The sequence below is a fragment of the Pseudoalteromonas sp. J2K-J031 genome (assembly GCF_058197095.2).
Map to the genome: position 1 here is coordinate 3,411,383 of NZ_CM200279.1, position 19,955 is coordinate 3,431,337.

General features: G+C 40.5%; 19 protein-coding genes. 1 reads left to right on the top strand and 18 read right to left on the bottom strand.

All coding sequences use genetic code 11. The features are described from left to right. Positions 1 to 87: 87 nt before the first annotated feature. The 17 genes from AC3KZC_RS15580 to AC3KZC_RS15660 all read right to left on the bottom strand — a co-directional run bounded on the left by AC3KZC_RS15580 (position 88) and on the right by AC3KZC_RS15660 (position 17,604). Positions 88 to 4,275, bottom strand: a complete 4,188-nt coding sequence (locus tag AC3KZC_RS15580) for a LamG-like jellyroll fold domain-containing protein (RefSeq protein WP_490577830.1) — start codon at positions 4,273 to 4,275, stop codon at positions 88 to 90. Then, positions 4,253 to 4,729: an agglutinin biogenesis protein MshP gene (locus AC3KZC_RS15585; RefSeq protein WP_490577831.1), complete on the bottom strand. Its 477-nt coding sequence runs from the start codon at positions 4,727 to 4,729 to the stop codon at positions 4,253 to 4,255. Before AC3KZC_RS15585 ends, AC3KZC_RS15580 begins: the two co-directional genes overlap by 23 nt. Before the next feature lie 15 nt (positions 4,730 to 4,744). Next, a complete protein-coding gene (locus AC3KZC_RS15590) occupies positions 4,745 to 5,578 on the bottom strand; it encodes a prepilin-type N-terminal cleavage/methylation domain-containing protein (RefSeq protein WP_490577832.1) in 834 nt (277 codons plus the stop codon). Further along, entirely contained in the window at positions 5,578 to 6,198 is a 621-nt protein-coding gene (locus AC3KZC_RS15595) for a type IV pilus modification PilV family protein (RefSeq protein WP_490577833.1), read from the bottom strand. Before AC3KZC_RS15595 ends, AC3KZC_RS15590 begins: the two co-directional genes overlap by 1 nt. Further along, entirely contained in the window at positions 6,185 to 6,661 is a 477-nt protein-coding gene (locus tag AC3KZC_RS15600; protein WP_490577834.1) for a prepilin-type N-terminal cleavage/methylation domain-containing protein, read from the bottom strand. The genes AC3KZC_RS15595 and AC3KZC_RS15600 overlap by 14 nt, the downstream gene beginning before the upstream one ends. 7 nt (positions 6,662 to 6,668) lie before the next feature. Then, entirely contained in the window at positions 6,669 to 7,211 is a 543-nt protein-coding gene (locus tag AC3KZC_RS15605) for a prepilin-type N-terminal cleavage/methylation domain-containing protein (protein ID WP_490577835.1), read from the bottom strand. Between the two features lie 46 nt (positions 7,212 to 7,257). After that, a complete protein-coding gene (locus AC3KZC_RS15610) occupies positions 7,258 to 7,860 on the bottom strand; it encodes a type II secretion system protein (protein WP_490577836.1) in 603 nt (200 codons plus the stop codon). Between the two features lie 141 nt (positions 7,861 to 8,001). Continuing rightward, on the bottom strand, positions 8,002 to 8,511 hold the full coding sequence (locus AC3KZC_RS15615) for a hypothetical protein (RefSeq protein ID WP_490577837.1): 510 nt from the start codon (positions 8,509 to 8,511) through the stop codon (positions 8,002 to 8,004). Next, on the bottom strand, positions 8,512 to 9,732 hold the full coding sequence (locus AC3KZC_RS15620; protein WP_490577838.1) for a type II secretion system F family protein: 1,221 nt from the start codon (positions 9,730 to 9,732) through the stop codon (positions 8,512 to 8,514). Positions 9,733 to 9,739: 7 nt separating this feature from the next. Then, positions 9,740 to 11,458 (bottom strand): GspE/PulE family protein, encoded by a 1,719-nt coding sequence (locus AC3KZC_RS15625; protein ID WP_490577839.1) that lies wholly within the window; start codon positions 11,456 to 11,458, stop codon positions 9,740 to 9,742. Beyond that, the gene (locus AC3KZC_RS15630; RefSeq protein WP_490577840.1) at positions 11,455 to 12,576 is read right to left on the bottom strand and encodes a tetratricopeptide repeat protein; all 1,122 of its coding nucleotides are present in this window, start codon (positions 12,574 to 12,576) and stop codon (positions 11,455 to 11,457) included. The genes AC3KZC_RS15625 and AC3KZC_RS15630 overlap by 4 nt, the downstream gene beginning before the upstream one ends. Beyond that, positions 12,573 to 13,472 (bottom strand): ExeA family protein, encoded by a 900-nt coding sequence (locus tag AC3KZC_RS15635; protein ID WP_490577841.1) that lies wholly within the window; start codon positions 13,470 to 13,472, stop codon positions 12,573 to 12,575. Before AC3KZC_RS15635 ends, AC3KZC_RS15630 begins: the two co-directional genes overlap by 4 nt. 2 nt (positions 13,473 to 13,474) lie before the next feature. Next, complete coding sequence (gene mshL, locus AC3KZC_RS15640) at positions 13,475 to 15,157, bottom strand: pilus (MSHA type) biogenesis protein MshL (RefSeq protein WP_490577842.1); 1,683 nt, start codon at positions 15,155 to 15,157, stop codon at positions 13,475 to 13,477. After that, on the bottom strand, positions 15,141 to 15,464 hold the full coding sequence (locus AC3KZC_RS15645) for a hypothetical protein (RefSeq protein ID WP_490577843.1): 324 nt from the start codon (positions 15,462 to 15,464) through the stop codon (positions 15,141 to 15,143). The genes mshL and AC3KZC_RS15645 overlap by 17 nt, the downstream gene beginning before the upstream one ends. Beyond that, on the bottom strand, positions 15,442 to 16,092 hold the full coding sequence (locus AC3KZC_RS15650) for a hypothetical protein (RefSeq protein ID WP_490577844.1): 651 nt from the start codon (positions 16,090 to 16,092) through the stop codon (positions 15,442 to 15,444). The genes AC3KZC_RS15645 and AC3KZC_RS15650 overlap by 23 nt, the downstream gene beginning before the upstream one ends. Then, positions 16,089 to 16,676 carry a PilN domain-containing protein gene (locus tag AC3KZC_RS15655; RefSeq protein WP_490577845.1) on the bottom strand — a complete coding sequence of 196 codons (588 nt, stop codon included), beginning with the start codon at positions 16,674 to 16,676 and terminating at the stop codon, positions 16,089 to 16,091. The genes AC3KZC_RS15650 and AC3KZC_RS15655 overlap by 4 nt, the downstream gene beginning before the upstream one ends. After that, complete coding sequence (locus AC3KZC_RS15660; RefSeq protein WP_490577846.1) at positions 16,666 to 17,604, bottom strand: hypothetical protein; 939 nt, start codon at positions 17,602 to 17,604, stop codon at positions 16,666 to 16,668. The genes AC3KZC_RS15655 and AC3KZC_RS15660 overlap by 11 nt, the downstream gene beginning before the upstream one ends. A 106-nt stretch (positions 17,605 to 17,710) precedes the next feature. Between AC3KZC_RS15660 and AC3KZC_RS15665 the strand changes: the two genes are divergently transcribed. Continuing rightward, positions 17,711 to 18,607 carry a 1-aminocyclopropane-1-carboxylate deaminase/D-cysteine desulfhydrase gene (locus AC3KZC_RS15665; protein WP_490577847.1) on the top strand — a complete coding sequence of 299 codons (897 nt, stop codon included), beginning with the start codon at positions 17,711 to 17,713 and terminating at the stop codon, positions 18,605 to 18,607. A 79-nt stretch (positions 18,608 to 18,686) separates the two neighbouring features. On the opposite strand, the gene murA is transcribed toward AC3KZC_RS15665, so the two are convergent. After that, positions 18,687 to 19,946 carry a UDP-N-acetylglucosamine 1-carboxyvinyltransferase gene (murA, locus tag AC3KZC_RS15670; protein WP_490577848.1) on the bottom strand — a complete coding sequence of 420 codons (1,260 nt, stop codon included), beginning with the start codon at positions 19,944 to 19,946 and terminating at the stop codon, positions 18,687 to 18,689. Positions 19,947 to 19,955 lie beyond the last annotated feature (9 nt).

Sequence of the window (19,955 nt, forward strand, 5' to 3'; positions counted from 1 at the left end):
TAATGCTATTTAGTTGCAAGGCAAAACACAAGCTTTGTTAAATTATTATATAAACTTTCGAGTAATAACTTATTTATATCATGATACTTAGTTAGATTCACGCCAATATATCACGCGATCATTGCCACGAAAACGACCAAATTGAATATTCGCTCTCGGATTAAGTTGAGAACCATCGCCAAGCCAGTCAAATTGTAACCAAGTTGGGGTCGCAGAGTATTCTATATTAAACATTCCCGTTTGTTCTTGTGATAATGGTTCAACCACAAGACCCTGACCTAACAAGTAGTTATATTTACCGCGAACAAGGCTATAAGGTGCCGCACCACTACCTTGCACTGAGAAAGATAACGTTGGGCTCAATGGAGCAACTTGCGTTAAACTTTGCTGATAAGTACTACAGCTATCATCTGCACTTAACAACCATTGTGTTTGCGCCCAATATTGCGCTTTAAGCGGCACTTGAATTGAATTAAACGCAGAACCGTAAGTATCTTCTAATTCATAGCGGCCATAGCGAAATACTTTGGGGCTGCTATTTAATTTAATACCCGTACAATTGGTTGAGGCCAAAGGCCCGCAAGCGTTCGTTAAATTATTTTGCTCGGGATTTTCATTTAAATTTGCCAGCTTTGTATTGCCATCAGTGGCAGACAATACAAAGTCAACATCAGTAAACGGGCCATCGGGCTGATCATTGCGCTTAAGCATAAAATCATCTCGATTTAATGTGTAAATGCCATTAGCCCAATTTCCCATCATCGCCTTATCCACTAATAGGTGCTGATTAGCCGCATTTTTAAACGCACTATGAGCCTTATAATTAGGATCACCGACAGCGTCTAGCCCCAGTTGGTTATTTTCAATTTGAGTGTGTATTTGCGCCTTAGCAAAACCTGCAAAATAATTTTGCGTAACAGCATTAATATCAGCAGCATCATTGACTGCGTGTAAAGCAAAAGACACAGTAAATGGCTGTTCTAGATAACTAAAACTGGCACTGCAAGCTGATGCAACATTACTTTCTTTGAGTAAAAATGCAGCGGGAACAAATCGGCCAATATCTGTAAGCGATCCAGAAAATGATTCTTGATGCCCTAAATATGACCCACCAGGGGCGTTAATATTTAAACCTATAATCCCCACTTCATTCCAATTGCCATTAAATTGGCTCAGCCCTTGGTCAAAAACTAAAGCACTGGCGGCAGGTGAAAACTGGCCTAGCACTCCACCTTGGGCTGCACTAGGCGCTTGCAACTGATGGCTAAACGACAACGCATTTGCTAATAAATTAGCAGAGCGGAAGTTAGTTGTAGTCAAACCTGAACGATTAACGGCTTTGATCGTAATAGGGAAATCTTCTTTGGCTTTTTTAAACACCGAGCCATTTTCATCAACCGCATAAGATGGATCGCCTACGCTATGGCTATCTTCTAATATAATCTCAAATCGATCGGGTCTTACGGTAAAAAGATTTGACGCCCCTTGTAACAAGGCACCATTTGCAACCGTTTTTTGCGCCTGAAGATTGATTTTACCTGCATCAGGATAAAGATTACTCAAAGTAGCCAAGTTATTATTACTAGGATCAAAATTTAACGACACATTTGTGAAGCTATTACTTAAAAGCGGCTGACTATTAATTGAATATTGCATTGCAGCATCATTACTGCACGCATTTGGCGTCTGACACGTGTATTTTAAACTAACCGTTTGCGGCCCAGTTAACGCTGTTTGGCAAGCGCCTGTAGTGGTATTTTTTTCAACCGCTTTTAGATAACTTGTAAAAGGCACTGCCGCAACTTGGTTAGCAATGTCATTACCAAGCGCATCGGTAAATACAAACCCTGAATCTTTAAACGTTGTTTGGCAAGCAGACAACGCTACCTCAGTACCACCAATAAAACAACGTAAAGGCACATTAGGTGAGGCATTGCTCAAACTGTATTGCACTGTAGCAGGTTGGGTATAGTTTAAGCTTAACGACTGACTACCTGTAAAGCTCAAAGTGTTACTTGGTGACCACGAAGCCGCAGTATTGGGTGACACATTGAGTGTCCCCGTAACCCCTTGAGAATAAAACGACGAGCAAGTAGCATCGGCACAAGCCTTAATTTGCATTGATTCAGCTTGACAAGTTAGGCCTAAGTTATCAGCTAATTCTAACCGGTAATGATCAATTGGTGGCGGCAAAGTACAATCATGGACACGCGTCATATCCGCCTGAATTTCGGCAAGCCCTAATGCACTTGCATAAATTTTTACCTCATCTATTTTACCCGTAAACCGGCGGCCATTTATGACACCACCACAAGCGTTTGCAGAGGATGTTGCCGTATCAATACCAATATAAAAATCACAAGGAGTATCAAATAATCCATTATTAAAACTACTCGAGTTATCAAGCACACCATTGATGTACATACGCTGTGCACCCGCTTTATACGTTACAGCAACATGGGTCCATTGATTAAGCGGTAGCTGCTGGTTGCTAGTAAGCGTTTCAGAATTACGACTGTTATTGGTCCACCACCAATATAATCGCCGCTGGCTATTTAGGTGAAACTCAAAATGTTCATCTTTTGAAACAATAGATTGCAACCCACTTTGCGTACGGGTTGGATAAATCCATGCGCTCACCGTAATTTTTTCTTGATTATAATCGCCAGAATCATTTACTTTGGCATAACTTTGGCCATCTAAATCTAAATATCGACACGTGCTATTCGGTGGTGTGCCATAAGCTGGATCTGGGTTAAAATAATTAAATGCAACATTACCCGCTCCTGTTAGGTTATTGATTAACTCTGTTGATGAATCATTAAGATTATTTTCAAAACGATACCAGCCAATTAAGCAATCAGGTGCGGCATGTGCTGTGCCACCATTGTAACTTTTACCTGTATTTTGATTGTTATAAACAGCACTCGCTTGAGCTAAAGATAACGACTTATCAAAAAATACCACTTCATCAATTGAACCCAGATAATCTTGGTTGGCAGTAAAGCCAGCGCCTTGAATTTTTTGCCCAAGTACCATTTTATTTAAGCTCACAAACGCGGTACCAGTGCCAAAATCGACACACTGGGAAGAGCCTCCATTAATATAAACGCAAATATTGCGCTGCTCGACAGAAACAGTTAAGTGCTGCCAACCAGATGAACTTATTGGGTTATCAAACCAATATTGGAAACCTTTAAACGATACCTGAGGATAAAATAAATTATTATTACTCCATTGGCGCAGCTCCACTGTCAGCTCAGCGGCACCAGCTGCCGACGTAGCCGAGAAAACGGTTTGCAAAGCGCGAGCGGGATCAAAATCAAGCCACATTGAAAGCGCAAAACTGCTTTTACCTTGCCACATGTTTAAATTGGTAAATTCTAAATAATCCGAGGTAGAACTTGCCGAAAAATCAGCACTGTAATAGATTTTTCCGTTGCTGTTTTCAGCTGTATTATAAGCAACACCTAAATAGTTATTAATTAGATCATAGACATTAGAACTGACCACATCAAAACAAAAATCAAGTGGGTAATGGGCATTGGCAGTGCCGCCGCCATGAACAGGAGCACCAGTACAGATACCGGGTAAACTCTGTGGTGCTTCATAATTGACCCGAGTTCGGTCACCTAAATCAACACCGTTACCGGCAGTGAGAGCACCAGTAAAAGTCGTTGCACTGCCAATATTTATATTTCCTGTTGCAAATAAAAATGCCTTGACGGTAATAGCGGTATTGAGTTGCACATTGCCATTGATAAAAATACTTAGATTACTGGCACTTCCGGATAAATTCACATTATTTAAAATGCTTAAAAAGGATACTCCACCATTTGAAGAGTCAATAAAAATACGTGAAGGGCCAGAAACAGTGATTTCATTTGTTAAAAAAACAGCGTTATTTTTAATAAAATAATCACCATTGAGATTTGAAGGTAAAGTGGATGTTGAGCCATTATTTGTTACATTTGGAATTGTCGCTGCTTGCGCCGCACTTAGTACCTCACCACCCACACGGCAAGTTTGCTCAGCTCCACAACTAGGCTGATTTCCTACACCATTTCCTGCTTGGTTATTAATACGAGATGTAAATAGTTCACCGCTATTTGTATCTGATATCACAACTTTTTTTCGTAAAATAATTTCGGAATTATTAAATGTAGAGACACCTCCCGGAAAAACAGCGTCACATTTTGGCAAAGCCAATACCCATTCAACATGCAAAATGGTAATCAACAATACGAGGCTTTTAATTAAGTGTTTTAGCTTCAACGCTCAGCGTCCTCTGGGTTTGCCAAAAATCTTTGCGACAATCTTCACCTAATGCACAATCATTTACTTTGCACGTTGCACTACTTGATAAGCGAAATACCGTCACGGTATTACTGACGATGGTTTTATCTTCTACCGGCCCTATTTTTACGCAATCAACTTGCACTTGGCAATTGGCCAAATACCCAGAATTAAAGACTAAACTAGGTAAAACAGGGCAATTTTCAGGCACAGCGTTAAGTGGAAATAACGTAGTGAGCCCCTTTTCTAAACCACTTTGCGCGGCTAAAAATGCCCGTGCGCCATAATATTCCACCGCATTATTATTCGCTGAGCCCGACAATACTTTTACCAACGTTAACCCCAACGCCAACATTAAAATCGCTATCAATAACGCAGTTAACAGCATACTGCCTTGCTGTTTAAATAATGAGTGAGGAGGTTTGTTATTCATACGGTTACTCATACCTTATGGCACATTCGGTAAATGTATTTCATGATTAAACGCCACCGATTCCGTATTATTAAAGCCCATTTCTAACCGAATATTAACGATAGAATTGCGAGTTAAACTCGCGCTTTGATAACGAAATACTTCGGAAATATTTAATGCGTTTTGCACAAACTGCCCAATAACCACTCCCGATACGCCATTAATTTGGTTTAAAATACTCGGGCTCGGTTGTGAATCAAAAAAACCATACCCTTCATAACGAAACAAGGCATTATCTTTGATACAAAAGCTCACAGGCCCTGCTGAATTTAAAACATAAATCCGTTTACTTGGTGAATCAACACTAAAGCCCTTATCAACTTGCCACACATCAGGCTGAGTTGTATTAGCACCTTGAGTCACATTGGTTATTTTACGCCGCTTATTATTGGCAAGCTGGTAAACATCCGCCGCAAAGAGCGCATAAATGCTCACCCAATCATTAATTACCGGATCAACCAGCGCATCAACCACAGTAACGTCTCCACTTGCGGCAAGATCATTGGGTAAATTATCAGTATAAACAGTGCTGCTTTTAAAGGGCGTAAACTCTAGGCATTGCATCACAGTACAGGGGTTTGACGTTGAGTTGTCACAACTTAACCGCACTGAATTTGGCGCTGCGTGTCGCAGCTCTTTACTTAAGCGAGTTTGTAAAAAACGCGCTTGTGATACGACTTCATCACGTTCAGTCGCTTGTGCATAAATTTGCGAGCCAAAACTAAGATATTGCGCAGTTCCAACCGACACAATACCTAAAATAACAATCACTAAAATAAGTTCAACTAAGGTAAAACCAGAATGCTTCATTAGTAGTTTCCCCGATAAGCAGAAAAACCATACTCTTCGTTAGTACTGGTACTGATTTTTATAGTAATTAATTTGGCTGTTTTGCTTGTTTGCTGCCCAGTACCATCATAATTATCATCGTACTGCACAGTTATAATAAGGCTAAATCCTCGGTAATAATCGGCGGGTAAATCAAAAAATGCAGCAAAATCGGCATCGCTATTGAGCGCTAAATTATGGTAGTCATCTACATCATTAAAGGTACTTCGGGTTTCTAAACTTGAACCCGTGCATGCTGGTGCGGTTTTACTGTCATCTAAGCAGTCTTTGCCAAAACTTGCTTGTGCCGTACATACTAAACCACTTTCACCACAACGCAGCCAAGGTGCACCGCGTTGTGACTGTTGATCAAATGATTTGGCTAATATTTCATTCATTAAAGCTTGACCAAGCGCCGTTGCTCGAATTTGCACTAAAGGATCGGCACTTTGTCTGGCTTGTGGTGCCAATAAATTGGTGATAATCGTCATGGTAATGGCAAGCACAACCATGCCAATTATTAATTCGACTAAGGTAAAACCTTGCGCAAGCTTAAGCTTAGCTGTAAAAAACGAGCGCCTGAAGTGGTTACTGGCAGCCATAAATCAACCCTTCGCTATTGATACAAATATCAGCTTCACCTAAATCAATCCGGCACATTGTATTGCAATTTGGTGTGTTATTGGTGCGACCTAAACTATCAAACTCAATGGTTGTAAATGTGGCATTATTAGCATCTTTGGCGCTAAAACGAACGTCAGTCCGCGCGACATCTAATGCGACCACTAAATAATCCGCATTATTGTTGCTGGCAGTATTAGCGCAAGTATCAACCGCAGGCGGTGCAAGCAAGATGGGAGAAATAATGATTTTATGGCAAGGCGCACCTGTATTTTGCATAGCGCGCAACTGCATCGCCCGCAAGGCGCTTAATGCTTGATCACGTGCAGTATAAGAATCAAAAATACTGGGGCCAAAAAATTTGGGCACCACCGTCACCGACAGCGTGCCCAAAATAACGATGGTAATGATCAGCTCAACTAAGGAAAAACCGCGAGCTATCATTTAAGGATTAACAGCCGTCAGTTTTCACAGTTGTAGATGCTGGTGTATAAACAGCAGGTGGACCTGCAGCAAATGAAGCGCCGGTATACCAAACAAAGCAACCAACTGACGTAGCTGCTGTCGGTTTAGTTGAGCCATTAGCATAGATAACCGCTGCAGTACCTACCACATCAAAATTAAAATCCGCTGAATTTTCAACAGCCGGAGTTGTTGCTGTCAGATCTGCTGCTGTAATATCTATAGCAGCTAAAACACCCGCAGCGTTTGCTGTAGGGTAGCCATAATTTAGAGTGATTGAGCTACCGTCATCTGACGATATCACAGGAGCTGGTGATGCTGTAGAAATCGTTTTATGTGAACCTGCTATTACAGCTTTTCCATAAACGATATTCATAGCTCCGTTCAATGCACCATCAATACCTTGTATAGTTGATGCATTAGCATCACCTTGAATATTCAAAAACTTTGGCGCTGCGGTTACCGCTAAAATACCTAAAATAACGATAACAATGATCAATTCGATCAACGTAAAACCCTGTTGCTTTTTCATTATGAGTACCTCTTTGTAAAATTATAAAATGTGTGATTCGTTGCTGTTACTGATTAAACACTAATACTTGCCCTGTTTGTGGGTAATAAGAAAAACCATGCTCATTACCGGTTGCAGGCACTTCAACGCCATTAGCTGGAATTGCCGCAGTATCAATTGAATTTGTTAAATAATAAATGCATTTATCGTTACCGCCATTTTCAAAAAAACGGACCAAAAAACGATTGGCTTCAATATCTGCAGCCGTAGCATTTATGGTATTTGAAGGCGAACTTTGTAAAATAGAATCAAAAACTTGTTTACACTTTTCAGCGCTCATCGCGGTGGCTAAAGTACTCGCTCTTTCAGTATTATCTGTTGTTGGATAACCATTAGTATTATCAACGCCAACATCTATCGTATCGTAAGTGATAAATGTGACATTTGCAGTACCTTTAGGTCGCCCGTTTAACTCCCACTGCGCACGCACTAAGCCTACCGCAGCAGCAAAACCACCCGCCATACCTTCAACAGAGGCATCTTCAGCCTGATCAGTCACATCTAAAAAGCGCGGTAAAGCAGTTGCGGCCAACAAACCTAAGATAATAACAACAATTACCAGCTCAATTAAGGTGAAACCACCCTGTTTGGTTTTCATTTTTTGTTTCATCGTTAACCCATTAATTCTTATTTATAAATAAGTTAGATTCATTTAACTGAATTTATCACAAAGATACAATTCATTTTTCCCATTTAATAATTATTTTTTACATTTAGGTACTTAAATCAATTTAAGCGCATTTTTTGCTTGTCATTGAACGTTTAAATCCACCAAATTTACTTTTCCACTGCTGCTATTATAGCCAAACAGTGCACGTTCATTATTATAGTATCGACACGTTGTAGGCACACCTTGAGCATTAAGATCAACGTTTACTTTATGCACTTTTTGCCACGGCTGCGATTGCATATTAATCCATAACGCTTTGCAATCTAAAACACCACTTTTTAAACCTAATGGATACCCCTGCTGATTGACGAAAAAACGTAAAACTCCTTTTGCTTTCAAATCAGGGCTATCGGAGAGCGATAATTCAACTAACTCTCTTTTATCCGTTAACCACTTGCTTCGAATCGCGGTAATACTTTGCTTAAATTCAGAAGCAGACTTTTCATTATTTACCGTTGTCACTGACTCCAATAAATTAAAAACGTTAGTACCAAATAAAGCAAAAGCAATCGCTATAATAATCAAAACTAACAAGCGATAAAATAACGCTGGGCTACCTTCTTTATATTGCTCGACAGGAGAGTAACCCACCTAACGCCCCTTGATCGCCGACATCATGTCCCACATAGGTGTAAAGATACCCAGCGCTAACACTAAAACCATAATCGCTACCGCTGAAATAAGTATAGGTTCAATTTTTGCGGTTAAACTTTTAAGATCAAAATCAACTTCACGCTCGTAAAATTCAGCCGACTCTTGCAATAACTCATCAACTTGCCCTGTTTCTTCACCCACAGCCACCATTTGCAATACTAACTGAGTAAACAAACCACTTTGCCTAGAGACACGCAATAAACTTTCGCCTTTTTCAATCCCTCGGCGCATATCCAGTACTTTTTGCTCCATAAAGGTATTATCAACCGCTTCAGCAACTAACGATAAACCAGTTGTCATTGGCACGCCTGAACGTAAAATCATGGCAAAACTTCGACTATACCGCGCCAATAATGAACGCTCAATAATTGTGCCTACCAGAGGAATTTTAAGCTTAACTCTATCCCACTTTAACCGACCAGAAGATGATTTTAGATAATTACGAACCAAGAACACAGTCGCAACCATTGCAATGATCAGCACCAGCCAGTAATTAACAAAAAAATCTGAGGTCCCGATTAAAATTCGCGTCATCAGCGGTAGCTCTGCATGAAATTTATTAAACATGTCGGCAAAGGTGGGAATAACAAAAATATTTAAAATAAACATTGCTGCGACAAGGGCAAGTATAACAAACGTTGGGTAGCGCATAGCTGACTTAATTCGCTTACGAGTTTCTTGCTCTCGCTCAAAATAAGTCGCCAATTGCAAAAATGCGTCTTCAAGTCGACCAGTACTTTCACCCACTACCACAATAGACACCATCAAACGATTAAATATTTGTTTATGGCTGGCCATTGCACTTGATAAGTTACGACCTTGCTCAAGTTGCTTGGTTAAATCAGTTAACGCTTCAGCAAAACGTTTATGTGTGGTGGTATCTGCCAAGCCAATAATCGCCCTAATTATCGGGATCCCGGCTTTAAGCAACGAGTACATTTGCCGACAAAATATAATTAGCTCATCAAGCTCAACCTTAGGCTCAAAGTAGCGCATAAAATCAGTATCACTGATTGCATCTTTAGTTTGGGTAATGCTCATTGGGATATAGTCACGTTTAAATAATGCATCTGCGGCTGCATTTTGATTGGCAGCTTCAATGACCCCTTGGATGAGCTTACCTTCGCGGTCTTTGGCTTGATATTTAAACATGGCCATAAATTAGTTAATCACCCACTACTTCAGGTAAACCTTCGGATACGCGAAATACTTCATCTAAGGTGGTGATCCCCTGACTTGCATATTGCAATGTCATTAATGCTAATGGTTCAAAATCAGGATTATTTTTTGCTGCGGTAGCAAATGCCTGAGTATCAGCAAGGCGCAATGCATCCATCATAGGCTCATTCATTTCTAATAATTCAAACACCCCTATCCGACCTTTATAGCCAGTATGGTTGCAAGATGAACACCCTCGACCCGTACTAAAACTATGTGAAATTACATGCCCTTTTTGCAAATATTTAACCCAAGCAAGCTCTTGCTTATCGGGTGTATAGTCGCCTCGGCAGTTGTCGCAGATACGACGCACTAAACGCTGCGCTATAATTGAACGTAATGAACTGGCGACTAAATACGAAGGTGCGCCCATATCGATTAAACGCATGGCACTGGTAATGGCATCATTAGTATGCAAAGTAGATAAAACCAAGTGACCCGTTAAAGCACCTCTAAGGCCTATTTCAACCGTTTCTTGATCGCGCATTTCGCCGACCATGATCACATCAGGATCTTGACGCAACGTCGTGCGCAGTACATTCGCAAAAGTGAGGCCTATTTTAGTATTAACCTGCACTTGATTGATCCTGCTTAAACGATATTCAACGGGATCCTCTACAGTAATAATTTTAGTACTTGGTAAATTGAGTTCACTTAATGCGCCATATAATGTTGTCGTTTTACCCGAGCCTGTTGGCCCAGTAACAAGGATCATGCCATGCGGGCGCTTTAACGTTTCACGCATTCTTTTGAGCATTTTTTCCGGCATACCCGTTTGATCTAAAGTCAACAGACCCGCTGATTGATCAAGCAAACGCATTACAACCGACTCGCCATTTTGCACTGGCATGGTAGAAACACGCACATCGATACTGTGTTTTTTTACTTTAATATTAAAACGGCCATCTTGCGGCAAACGCTTTTCAGAAATATCAAGCCCTGACATCAGCTTTAAGCGCAGTACCAAAGCTGCTGCGATCGCCACTTGATCTAAGGTGTTTTCATGTAAAATGCCATCGATTCGCTGGCGAATACGCAACAACCCTTCATCAGGTTCGATATGAATATCCGACGCTCGCATTTGCACTGCATCTTCAAAAATAGACTGAAGTAACTTTACAACGGTGGCATCGGATGCATCAGCATCAATGGCATTAAGATCAAACTCCTCACCTTCTTGATATTCTTCTTCTAACTGCGAGGCGAAATTTTCAATATCTTGGGTGCGCCGATACAAATTATCAAACGCCTCCATGATTTGGCTTTCTTGTACAACGGCCAGCTCAATTTGCTTAGGTGCCACAATCGGGGCTATCTGATCTAAACCACTTAAATCGGCAGGATCACTCATTCCAAGTAAGATAGTTTCACCACGGTCTTCAATTACTAACGCACGGTAACGTCTGGCATACACCTCAGGTAAAATTTTTGCAACTTCTGGGGCTATGCGTTGCTGAGAAATATCTAAAAAAGGCACGTTAAGTTGCTGAGCCAAAAAGCGCAATAACTGAGGCTCGCTCAGCATATTAAGCTCAATTAAGGTCGAACCTAGTTTACGGCCGGACGCTTTTTGAGCCTGAAGAGCTTGTAATAATTGATACTCTTCGATAATACCTTCATGAACTAAGAGATCCCCTAAACGCATCTTTAACCGAGGTCTGATCATTTACTATCTCCTAGATATTCAAGACGTTGCTGAGCATGATCCTGCGAGCTCGGCGATAACCCACCTAACTGTAATGCGGTCATATAGTAACGGCGGGCATTATATTGATCGGCTGCAATTTCACTGGCACTCGCCAAGGCTAACCACCATTTTGCTTGCTCTGGCTGTAACTGAGTTAATTTACGAAAGCACTGTAACGCAATGTCATTTTCGCCCAATTGCTGCGCCGCAGTCCCTTTTAAAATCCAAAAGTCAATGTTTGCATATCGTTCAAATTGTGAGCTTAAAATAGGCAATACTGATTCATAACTTTGCTGCTCAGTTAAAATTTTAGCTAGCAATACACGCCAGCGCATCACATCTGGGCTAAAGCGCAATCCTTGTCGTAATATAGCATCCGCCTGAGCAAGTTGACCGCGTCCGTAATAAGCGGCTGCAAGTAAACTTCTGGCATCAATATGCAGTGGCATTAAGGTTAAAGCTTTATCTAGGTCGATAATTGCATCTTCAATCAAACCAAATTTAAATGCCTCTTTCCCCTTGTTAAACCAATTGTTAGCACGTTCCTGAGTCGAAATTTGCCTCACATTAATTTTAGCTTGTGCTGCAGTGGCTGTAACGACTGAACTCTTGCGTGGCGTGTCTATTTTGATTGCCTGCGCTTTGCGCTCTATGATCGCAGTTTCATTTTTTACAGTGCTAATTTTTGCAACTTGAGCCGGTTCTGAAGCTGTTTTTTGTACATCAATAGGGTAATTTTGTGCCTGAGGTAAGGTGGCTGCATCAGAAATTGTAGATCTATCTATTTGATTTACTGCCACCGCTTGACTTGAATGCTGTTCAGACTCACTGATTACTAGCACTGAGTCGACCGTTTCTTCGGTAGGTGCTAAAGTAATGGGTGGTGTAATTTCTAACGGTGCGTCTATCGCTGATTTTTGTGGGATAAGTACATAAGCAAGCACTACAATACTGCATAATAACAAAACAAATCCGATTCGCTTTCCCATAGTGACATAATCGTAAATAGGCTGTACTTCAATCGTTTTTTCAAGTTCAATGTCGGGCTGTGGTTTTCTTTGCTCAATATCTTTGAGCATTTTATTAATAATACTCATAGCACTTGTCTCCACAGCCATAAAAATAACACACTGAAAAAAACTAGCGCTAAACCTGCGCCCCACCACAATACATCACTATTTTTTGCACAATCTTCAGTATCTGCTATCGCAACAGCAACATGTTTTGCTGTTAGCTGTGTTTCACCTGCACCAAACGCTTGCAACAATACTTTATGGCATAACAAATTAACTAAACGTGGGATCCCCCTGCTCGCTTTTGCGATTTTAAGTGAGATATTTCTATCAAACAGTTTAGGGTTGTTACTGCCCGCAATACTCAGGCGATGTTCAATGTAATAAACCACCTCAGCCTTGGTCATAGCCCGTAAAGTATAAGAAAAACTAATACGTTGGCGTAGCTGCCTCACGCGATCGTGCGCTAGTTTTTGATCTAATTCAGGTTGACCAAAAAGCACAACCTGTAGCAACTTTCTATTTTCAGTTTCTAGATTGGTAAATAAACGCAGAGCTTCGAGGGCATCCCAACTGAGACTTTGCGCTTCATCAATGATCAGCACCACCGATTTTTGCTCGGTTTGCAATTGCAGTAATTTGTGTTCAATTTTTTGGCTTAAGGTTTGTTGATCAAGTGCAGAGTCCAACTGCAACCCAAGTTCTGTAGCAAATGCCCAACGTAATTCATCTGGATTTAAATAAGGATTTGGAAGATACGCCACTACTACATCATTCGATAAACTATTGAGGAGCTTACGGCACAGTAAGGTTTTGCCCGTGCCAACTTCACCGGTAACTTTAATAAAGCCTTCGCCCATTTTAAGTGCCGTTAATAATACTTGCATGGCTTCGTTATGCGGTTGCAGCGCACAAAAAAACTGCGTATTCGGCGTTAGCGAGAAAGGCATTTCTTGAAGTGAAAAAAAGCTTAAATACATAATTAGTTTGAATACCAACTTTTTAACAGTTGCATAGAACGCTGCTGCTGCTGTTGCCAAGTATCAGCCATTACAACAGTCGGTTTAATTAAAATGATCAGCTCTTTTTTATCTTGGCGCTTGCGAACACTTTTAAATAAATGCCCAAGTACCGGCATATCACCTAATAAAGGGGTTTTAGATTCTTCATCTGTGGTTACGGTTTGCATTAAGCCACCAATCACGACTATTTCACCACTTCCAGCACGAATAACCGTATCTGACTCTCGAATATTACTTTGCGCTAAAGGCAGTACAAACTCTTCATTATTGAGCGTAATCACTTTACGTTGCTCTGCCGTTTCGGTGACAGAAGGGTGGACATGTAAAATAACCGAGCCGTATTTATCAATTTGTGGAGTGACATCGAGTGCAATCCCAGAGAAAAATGGCGTCAGTGATATTTCAGGTGTGGTCGTTGTGGCATTACCTGTTACTGTGGTACTTGAAACTTCTGTGACAAAGTATTCGTCTTGCCCAACTTTAATCACTGCTTTTTGATTATTAGTCGCTGTAACCCGCGGATTAGACAGCATTTGCACATCGCCTTGGGTTGATAATAAACTAACAACCCCTGAAAAATCTGCATTTTTAAAGACTAAGCTAGATACACCACCAATTCCTGCTGTAATTGAATTACCAATTTGCCCTGTCGCAGTGGTAGCAAATGTTAAGTCGGTACTCCCAATATGACCAAGCACTTCTGTCCAGTTAACACCTTGTTGATAATCATCTTTTAGTGTTACCTCAATAATTTTTGCTTCTAAAATCACTTGGCGCTGCAAGCTTTCTTCGCTTAGGCGTAAAAACTCTTTCATCGCTGCAATTTCGCTAGGTAAAGCATGCACAGTGACAAGGCTCGCTTGTGGGCTAACTATGATATAACGCCCATTTTCTACTCCAACTAAAGATTCGAGCGCTGTTTTAAGATCTGTCCAAAAATCAGATTCTGAAGAGGTTTGGATGCTTGCACCATTCATCTGTGAGCTATTATTCATGCCGCCTGAACCCGAATTTTCATTATTTCCAGAGTTCTGATTATTACCCCGAGCACCTGAATTTGCAGAACCACCGCCACCACTTTGTCCAAATTGACTTACGCCTCCAGCCACTACGCTGACAGTCGAAATTCCTGTACGCTTCATCATTAAATAATTAACCGCTATCGATTCGGTTCGCATACGAGCAGGTAATACTTGCACGACCTTACCATCGCGAAACACATCTAACGGATACATCCGCGTGACAATTTTGATAACTTCATCAAGGGTCACATCTTTTAGGTTAAGGCTAATTTTACCTTCAACCTCAGGGTGGAGCGCCACACTGTAAGGCGTGCCGTCAACCAAACTGGCAAAAAAACTGCGAACATCCACTTCATTTGCCGCAATTTCAAACCGCTTCATATCAAGCTCGTTAGGGGCAAATAAATTAGAATTTACTGATGACAATAACTCTTCAGTAAGTTGAGCAGGCATTTTTGCGGCATTTTTTTGCTGGGCACTTTGTTCGGATGAGGCAGTTAATTCATCACTGATATGTGAGCGAATATCAGGATCTTTTTGGGTGATCTCACAGCCCACAAGGCTCAATACGACACAAGGGAATAGAGCTAACTTTAATACTTTTTTAACGTTTAATTTCATGATGATATAATTCTAATTTTAGTTGTTCGCTACCACGAGTTAAATAAACAGTATCAGCGTTAATTTTACTAATAATGTAGTCGCCAACTTGCTCACCTTGAGTGTACAAGTTGCCTGAAATAATCACTTTGATTTTACCTTGTTTACGAATGACGGACTCCAAACGCAAAGGCCCAGCAATGCCAACGTTTGAAACGTTGTGTTGATGCTTGACGTTAGGTCGCGTAGGGTCTTGATAACTTTGCCCAAATGCGAATACTGGTAATATTAACAGCGTCGCAATGCTAAATTGATAAAAACGCTTCATTCGCACTCACCGTTGTAATAACTAAACTTAATTGTGCTACGGGGTATTCAATTACCTCATAACTGAATTCTTTAACGAATAGTTTTTCTTCTAAATTTTGCACTGCATGTAAATACTTGAGTAAATCAAAGTACTCTCCTTGCAGAGTAATCGCCATTCCGTGCTCATAAAACGCTATTTTTTGTTCTTGGCCTTCACCAATTAAAATCGGCTCGACCCCAACTAACTTAAATGCTTTAAAAGACAGCTTTTGGTTATCAAGTAATAATTTTTTAAGTACCGAGGCCATTTTATAAGGAGGCACAAAGCCTTGGCCAAATTGGCTTAACGTCTCATCCACTTGGCTTAATGCCTGCTCTGCGGTTATGATTTGCGCTCTAAGCTCTTCAGTATAGTCTCGAGTGAGTGCATCACTAAATAGTGCAACTTGCGCTGTATTTTGTGTGATACTTTGCTCTGCCGCTTTGAGCGCTTGCATATTTTTTTGCCATTTCGCATAAAGGGGGTTCACTAAATACATGCCAAATAAGTAGCAAATAAGAAATAATCCAACCCCCAATACGAGGTATTTTTCTTTCATTTGTAAGGCTGAGAACTTCTCCCTATAACCTTGCCAGAGCTGTTTCATTTGGTCTCCGTAACTGGCACGCTTGCAACTTTGAAATACGTAATACCTTCACGTTCCTCAAATCCAATTTCTGATAGCTGCTTACCCGAAAAATAATAAGATGCTTTTAAACCATCTAACCAGTGTGGGACTTGCGAAGGCGCATCTGTTTGGCCCTCTAGTAAAATGTTTTTAGCGTTAAACTTAAAGCCTGTTAGCCAAATTTTTGGGTCATGAAAACGCGCCAAATCTTCCATCACTTGTGCATATAAAATGGTTTGGTCGTGCGTCGAAATAAAATCCATCACTAATTGCTTATGATTTATTTCAGCTTGAATTTGAGCTAATTGCTGCGCCAACACACTTTTATCTTGTTTTTTTGCTAATGCCGCTTGTAATTCACTTAGCGTATTTTGCTGTTCCGAGACAATTTTTTGTTTATTTTGTAGGTTTTTTTGCTGCTTCATGACCTTGGCTTTTAAAGTGCTTGAAAGCAAGACCACAGCAAGTAACGTTACTAATAAAAAAACAACTACACGATTGAGACTTAATGGATCTTTTTTAGGCCTAAGTTGCGGGAGGTATAAATTAATTCTAGTTTTCATTATCCGCTCCTATCAGCGCTATTGCCGCGGCAATAGCTAGGTGATAAACAGGGTCTTGCCCTTCGCAGGCAGATAATGCAGTCGTAAATCTTTCAACTTTGACAGGAAAGTGCTGCCCTAGCTCAATGGCGAGCTCATCTACATATGGGCTTGGTAAACTTAATAAAATTGCACGCAGTGGAGGCTGCTTAAGTTGACTCTCAAAAAAATCGATAGAACGTTGTATTTCTAGACTTAACGAATCTAATAAACCCTGTTTTAAATCGTCTAATGTCATCGAAGAAATACGACTAAACCCTCTTAAACGCCGCGAAAACACGACAGCGCCATCGCGTACAATTAATAAACTAGGCTCTTGCCCAAGCTCTTGTGAAATAATTAGATTAGCCGCACTGTGTTTGCCAACCAATGTTGTAAGCATAATTTCTTCACAGCCGATCAACTCCAACCGAGCAGATGATTTTTTAAACACATCGATAATAGACGAAATCAGCGAACGATTAGTCACAAATACACTAATTTTATCTTGATTCCCCTGCTTTATCGGCTGATCGATATAGTCTGCAATAATTTCTGATGAATTAATGGTGACTAAATCTTTCACCAACCACGGTAATGATTGCTGGATTTCTTCAATTGACAAATTAGGCTTATCAATTTGCACCAATTGATAATGATGATTCGGTAAAACTAATGAAATAGAGGCAGCAGGTGCTGCTATTTTTTTAATGCAGGCTATCAAAGCTGAAGGAAGTTCTAAATCTGATGTGAACTTTGCAGAATAATGCTCCACGATCAACCAATTTTGCTGCTTTTTTTCCATACATACGGCAATAATTTGTTGTTGTTGCACAACAATCCCAATCACCATAGATTCATTATGATTAAAGTTTAAAAAAGGCACACGTGAAAGCAGAGTTTTGATCATATAATTATTATAAAATTCAGCTGATATCTTAAATTATCAGGTATTTAGCTAAGTTAGCAAGTTAATTGCCCGCTTAATTCAGTAAGTCGTCTTTAAAGGTCGAAAAATGAACATTGCACTACCCGAATCCCCTTTACAGAAAATCACCCACCCCCTGCTGGCGTACCATAACATTCACCTAACAATAAAAAGAGATGATTTACTCCACCCTATTATTAGCGGCAATAAATGGCGAAAACTTAAATATAATCTAATTCATGCAAAAACAAATAAAATAACAGACTTGATTAGCTTTGGAGGCCCTTTTTCAAACCACATTCACGCTCTCGCTGCGGCAGGTCGAATCTTTGGATTTAATACCACGGCTTACATTCGAGGACCGGAGCTGGATAAGAACAATCCTACACTTAAATTTGCTCAATCATGTGGCATGGATCTCATAGCTATTGATCGCCTTACGTATCGTAAAAAAGAGCAGGATGATTTTTTGTCAAACCTTGCAAAGCAACACCCAAATAGCTTCATCATCCCTGAAGGTGGTACTAATTGCGCAGCAATCCCTGGAGTCAGTGAACTAGCAAAAATACTCAACCATGCCGACGTATTAGTCACCCCCGTAGGAAGTGCAGGTACACTATCAGGCTTAATTGAGGGGGCTGACTTACAACAGAAAATTATTGGTATTGCGGTGCTTAAACAAGCTCAATATTTACTTTCAAAAATTCATGAATTGAGCCCTAAATCGAGCAAACAAACAAACTGGCATTTAATGACTGAGTTTCATGGAGGTGGCTACGGAAAATTCAACTCTCAAACGTGGCAATTTTGCCAATTAATGCAGCAATACTATTTACCTTTAGAACCTATTTATAGTGGTAAAATGTTTTTTGCATTGTTTGAATTAATTACTCAAGGTTATTTTTCATCAGGTACACGCATTTGTGCACTGCATACTGGCGGACTACAAGGGTTAGCGGGCTTAAAATACTGTGGCCGAATTTAATTAATGACCTGCTCCTTGTATGTCCACATGTTTCTTGAGTGGCATATAGGAACTTGGAGCAGGCATTTAATTAATCTGATTAATTACTCTTGCGTTTAATATTTGCACCTAACGCGCTGAGTTTATCTTCTATACGTTGATAACCTCGATCAACGTGGTAAATACGATCTACAACAGTTTCACCTTTAGCAATAATACCCGTTAATATCAGGCTTGCTGACGCGCGTAAATCAGTTGCCATCACTTGTGCACCCGATAGACTCTTTGTCTCGCCACAATAAGCTGTATTACCTTCTAGACGAATATTAGCGCCCATTCGCTGTAATTCTGGCACATGCATAAACCGGTTTTCAAAAATGGTTTCAGTAATCGTTGCACTGCCATTGGCTATCACATTAAGTGCAGTAAACTGCGCTTGCATGTCTGTTGGAAAACCAGGGTGAGGCATGGTTTTAATATTAACAGCTTTAAGCTCACGGCCACGCATATCTAAATAGATGCTATCGGCTGTAATTTCTAAATAAGCATTAGCAGCCTTTAGTTTCTCAAGTACCGGCTCTAAACTTAAATGTTCTGTATTGCGACATAAAACATGACCTTGCGCCATTGCTGCTGCGACTAAAAAAGTCCCCGTTTCAATACGATCAGGTAAAATCTTATGCTCACAGCCTTTTAAAGTTTCAACCCCTTCAATTTCGATACGGTCACTGCCAGCACCTTTGATTTTAGCACCCATGTTATTTAGATAAATTGCCAAATCAACGATTTCGGGTTCTCGCGCAGCATTTTCTAAAATCGTTAAACCATCAGCTAATGCAGCGGCCATCATTAGGTTTTCCGTTGCACCCACACTTACAGTATCCATAAAAATAGGCGCACCTTTTAATCTGCCATTAACGATGGCGTGGATATAACCACTTTCAACGTTGATGGTAGCACCCATTTTTTCTAAACCACTGATGTGTAAATCCACTGGACGCGCACCAATAGCACAACCGCCAGGTAAAGAGACTTTTGCCTCACCAAAGCGCGCCAATAAAGGGCCCAATGCAAGCACTGAAGCGCGCATTTGCTTTACTAACTCATACGGTGCAATGATTTGATCAACCGTGCCACCATCAATTTCAAGCACATCATCACGCCAAACGCAGGTTGCGCCAAGCTGGCTTAATAAAGCCTCTGTAGTTTGGATATCTCGTAATCGAGGAACATTTAAAAATGTACTTTTATTTGATGATAATAACGATGCAAATAAAATAGGAAGAGCGGCATTTTTAGCGCCAGAGATAGTCACTTCACCAGCTAGTGAAGTGCCACCTTGAATAATAAATTGGTCCATTAATAGCCC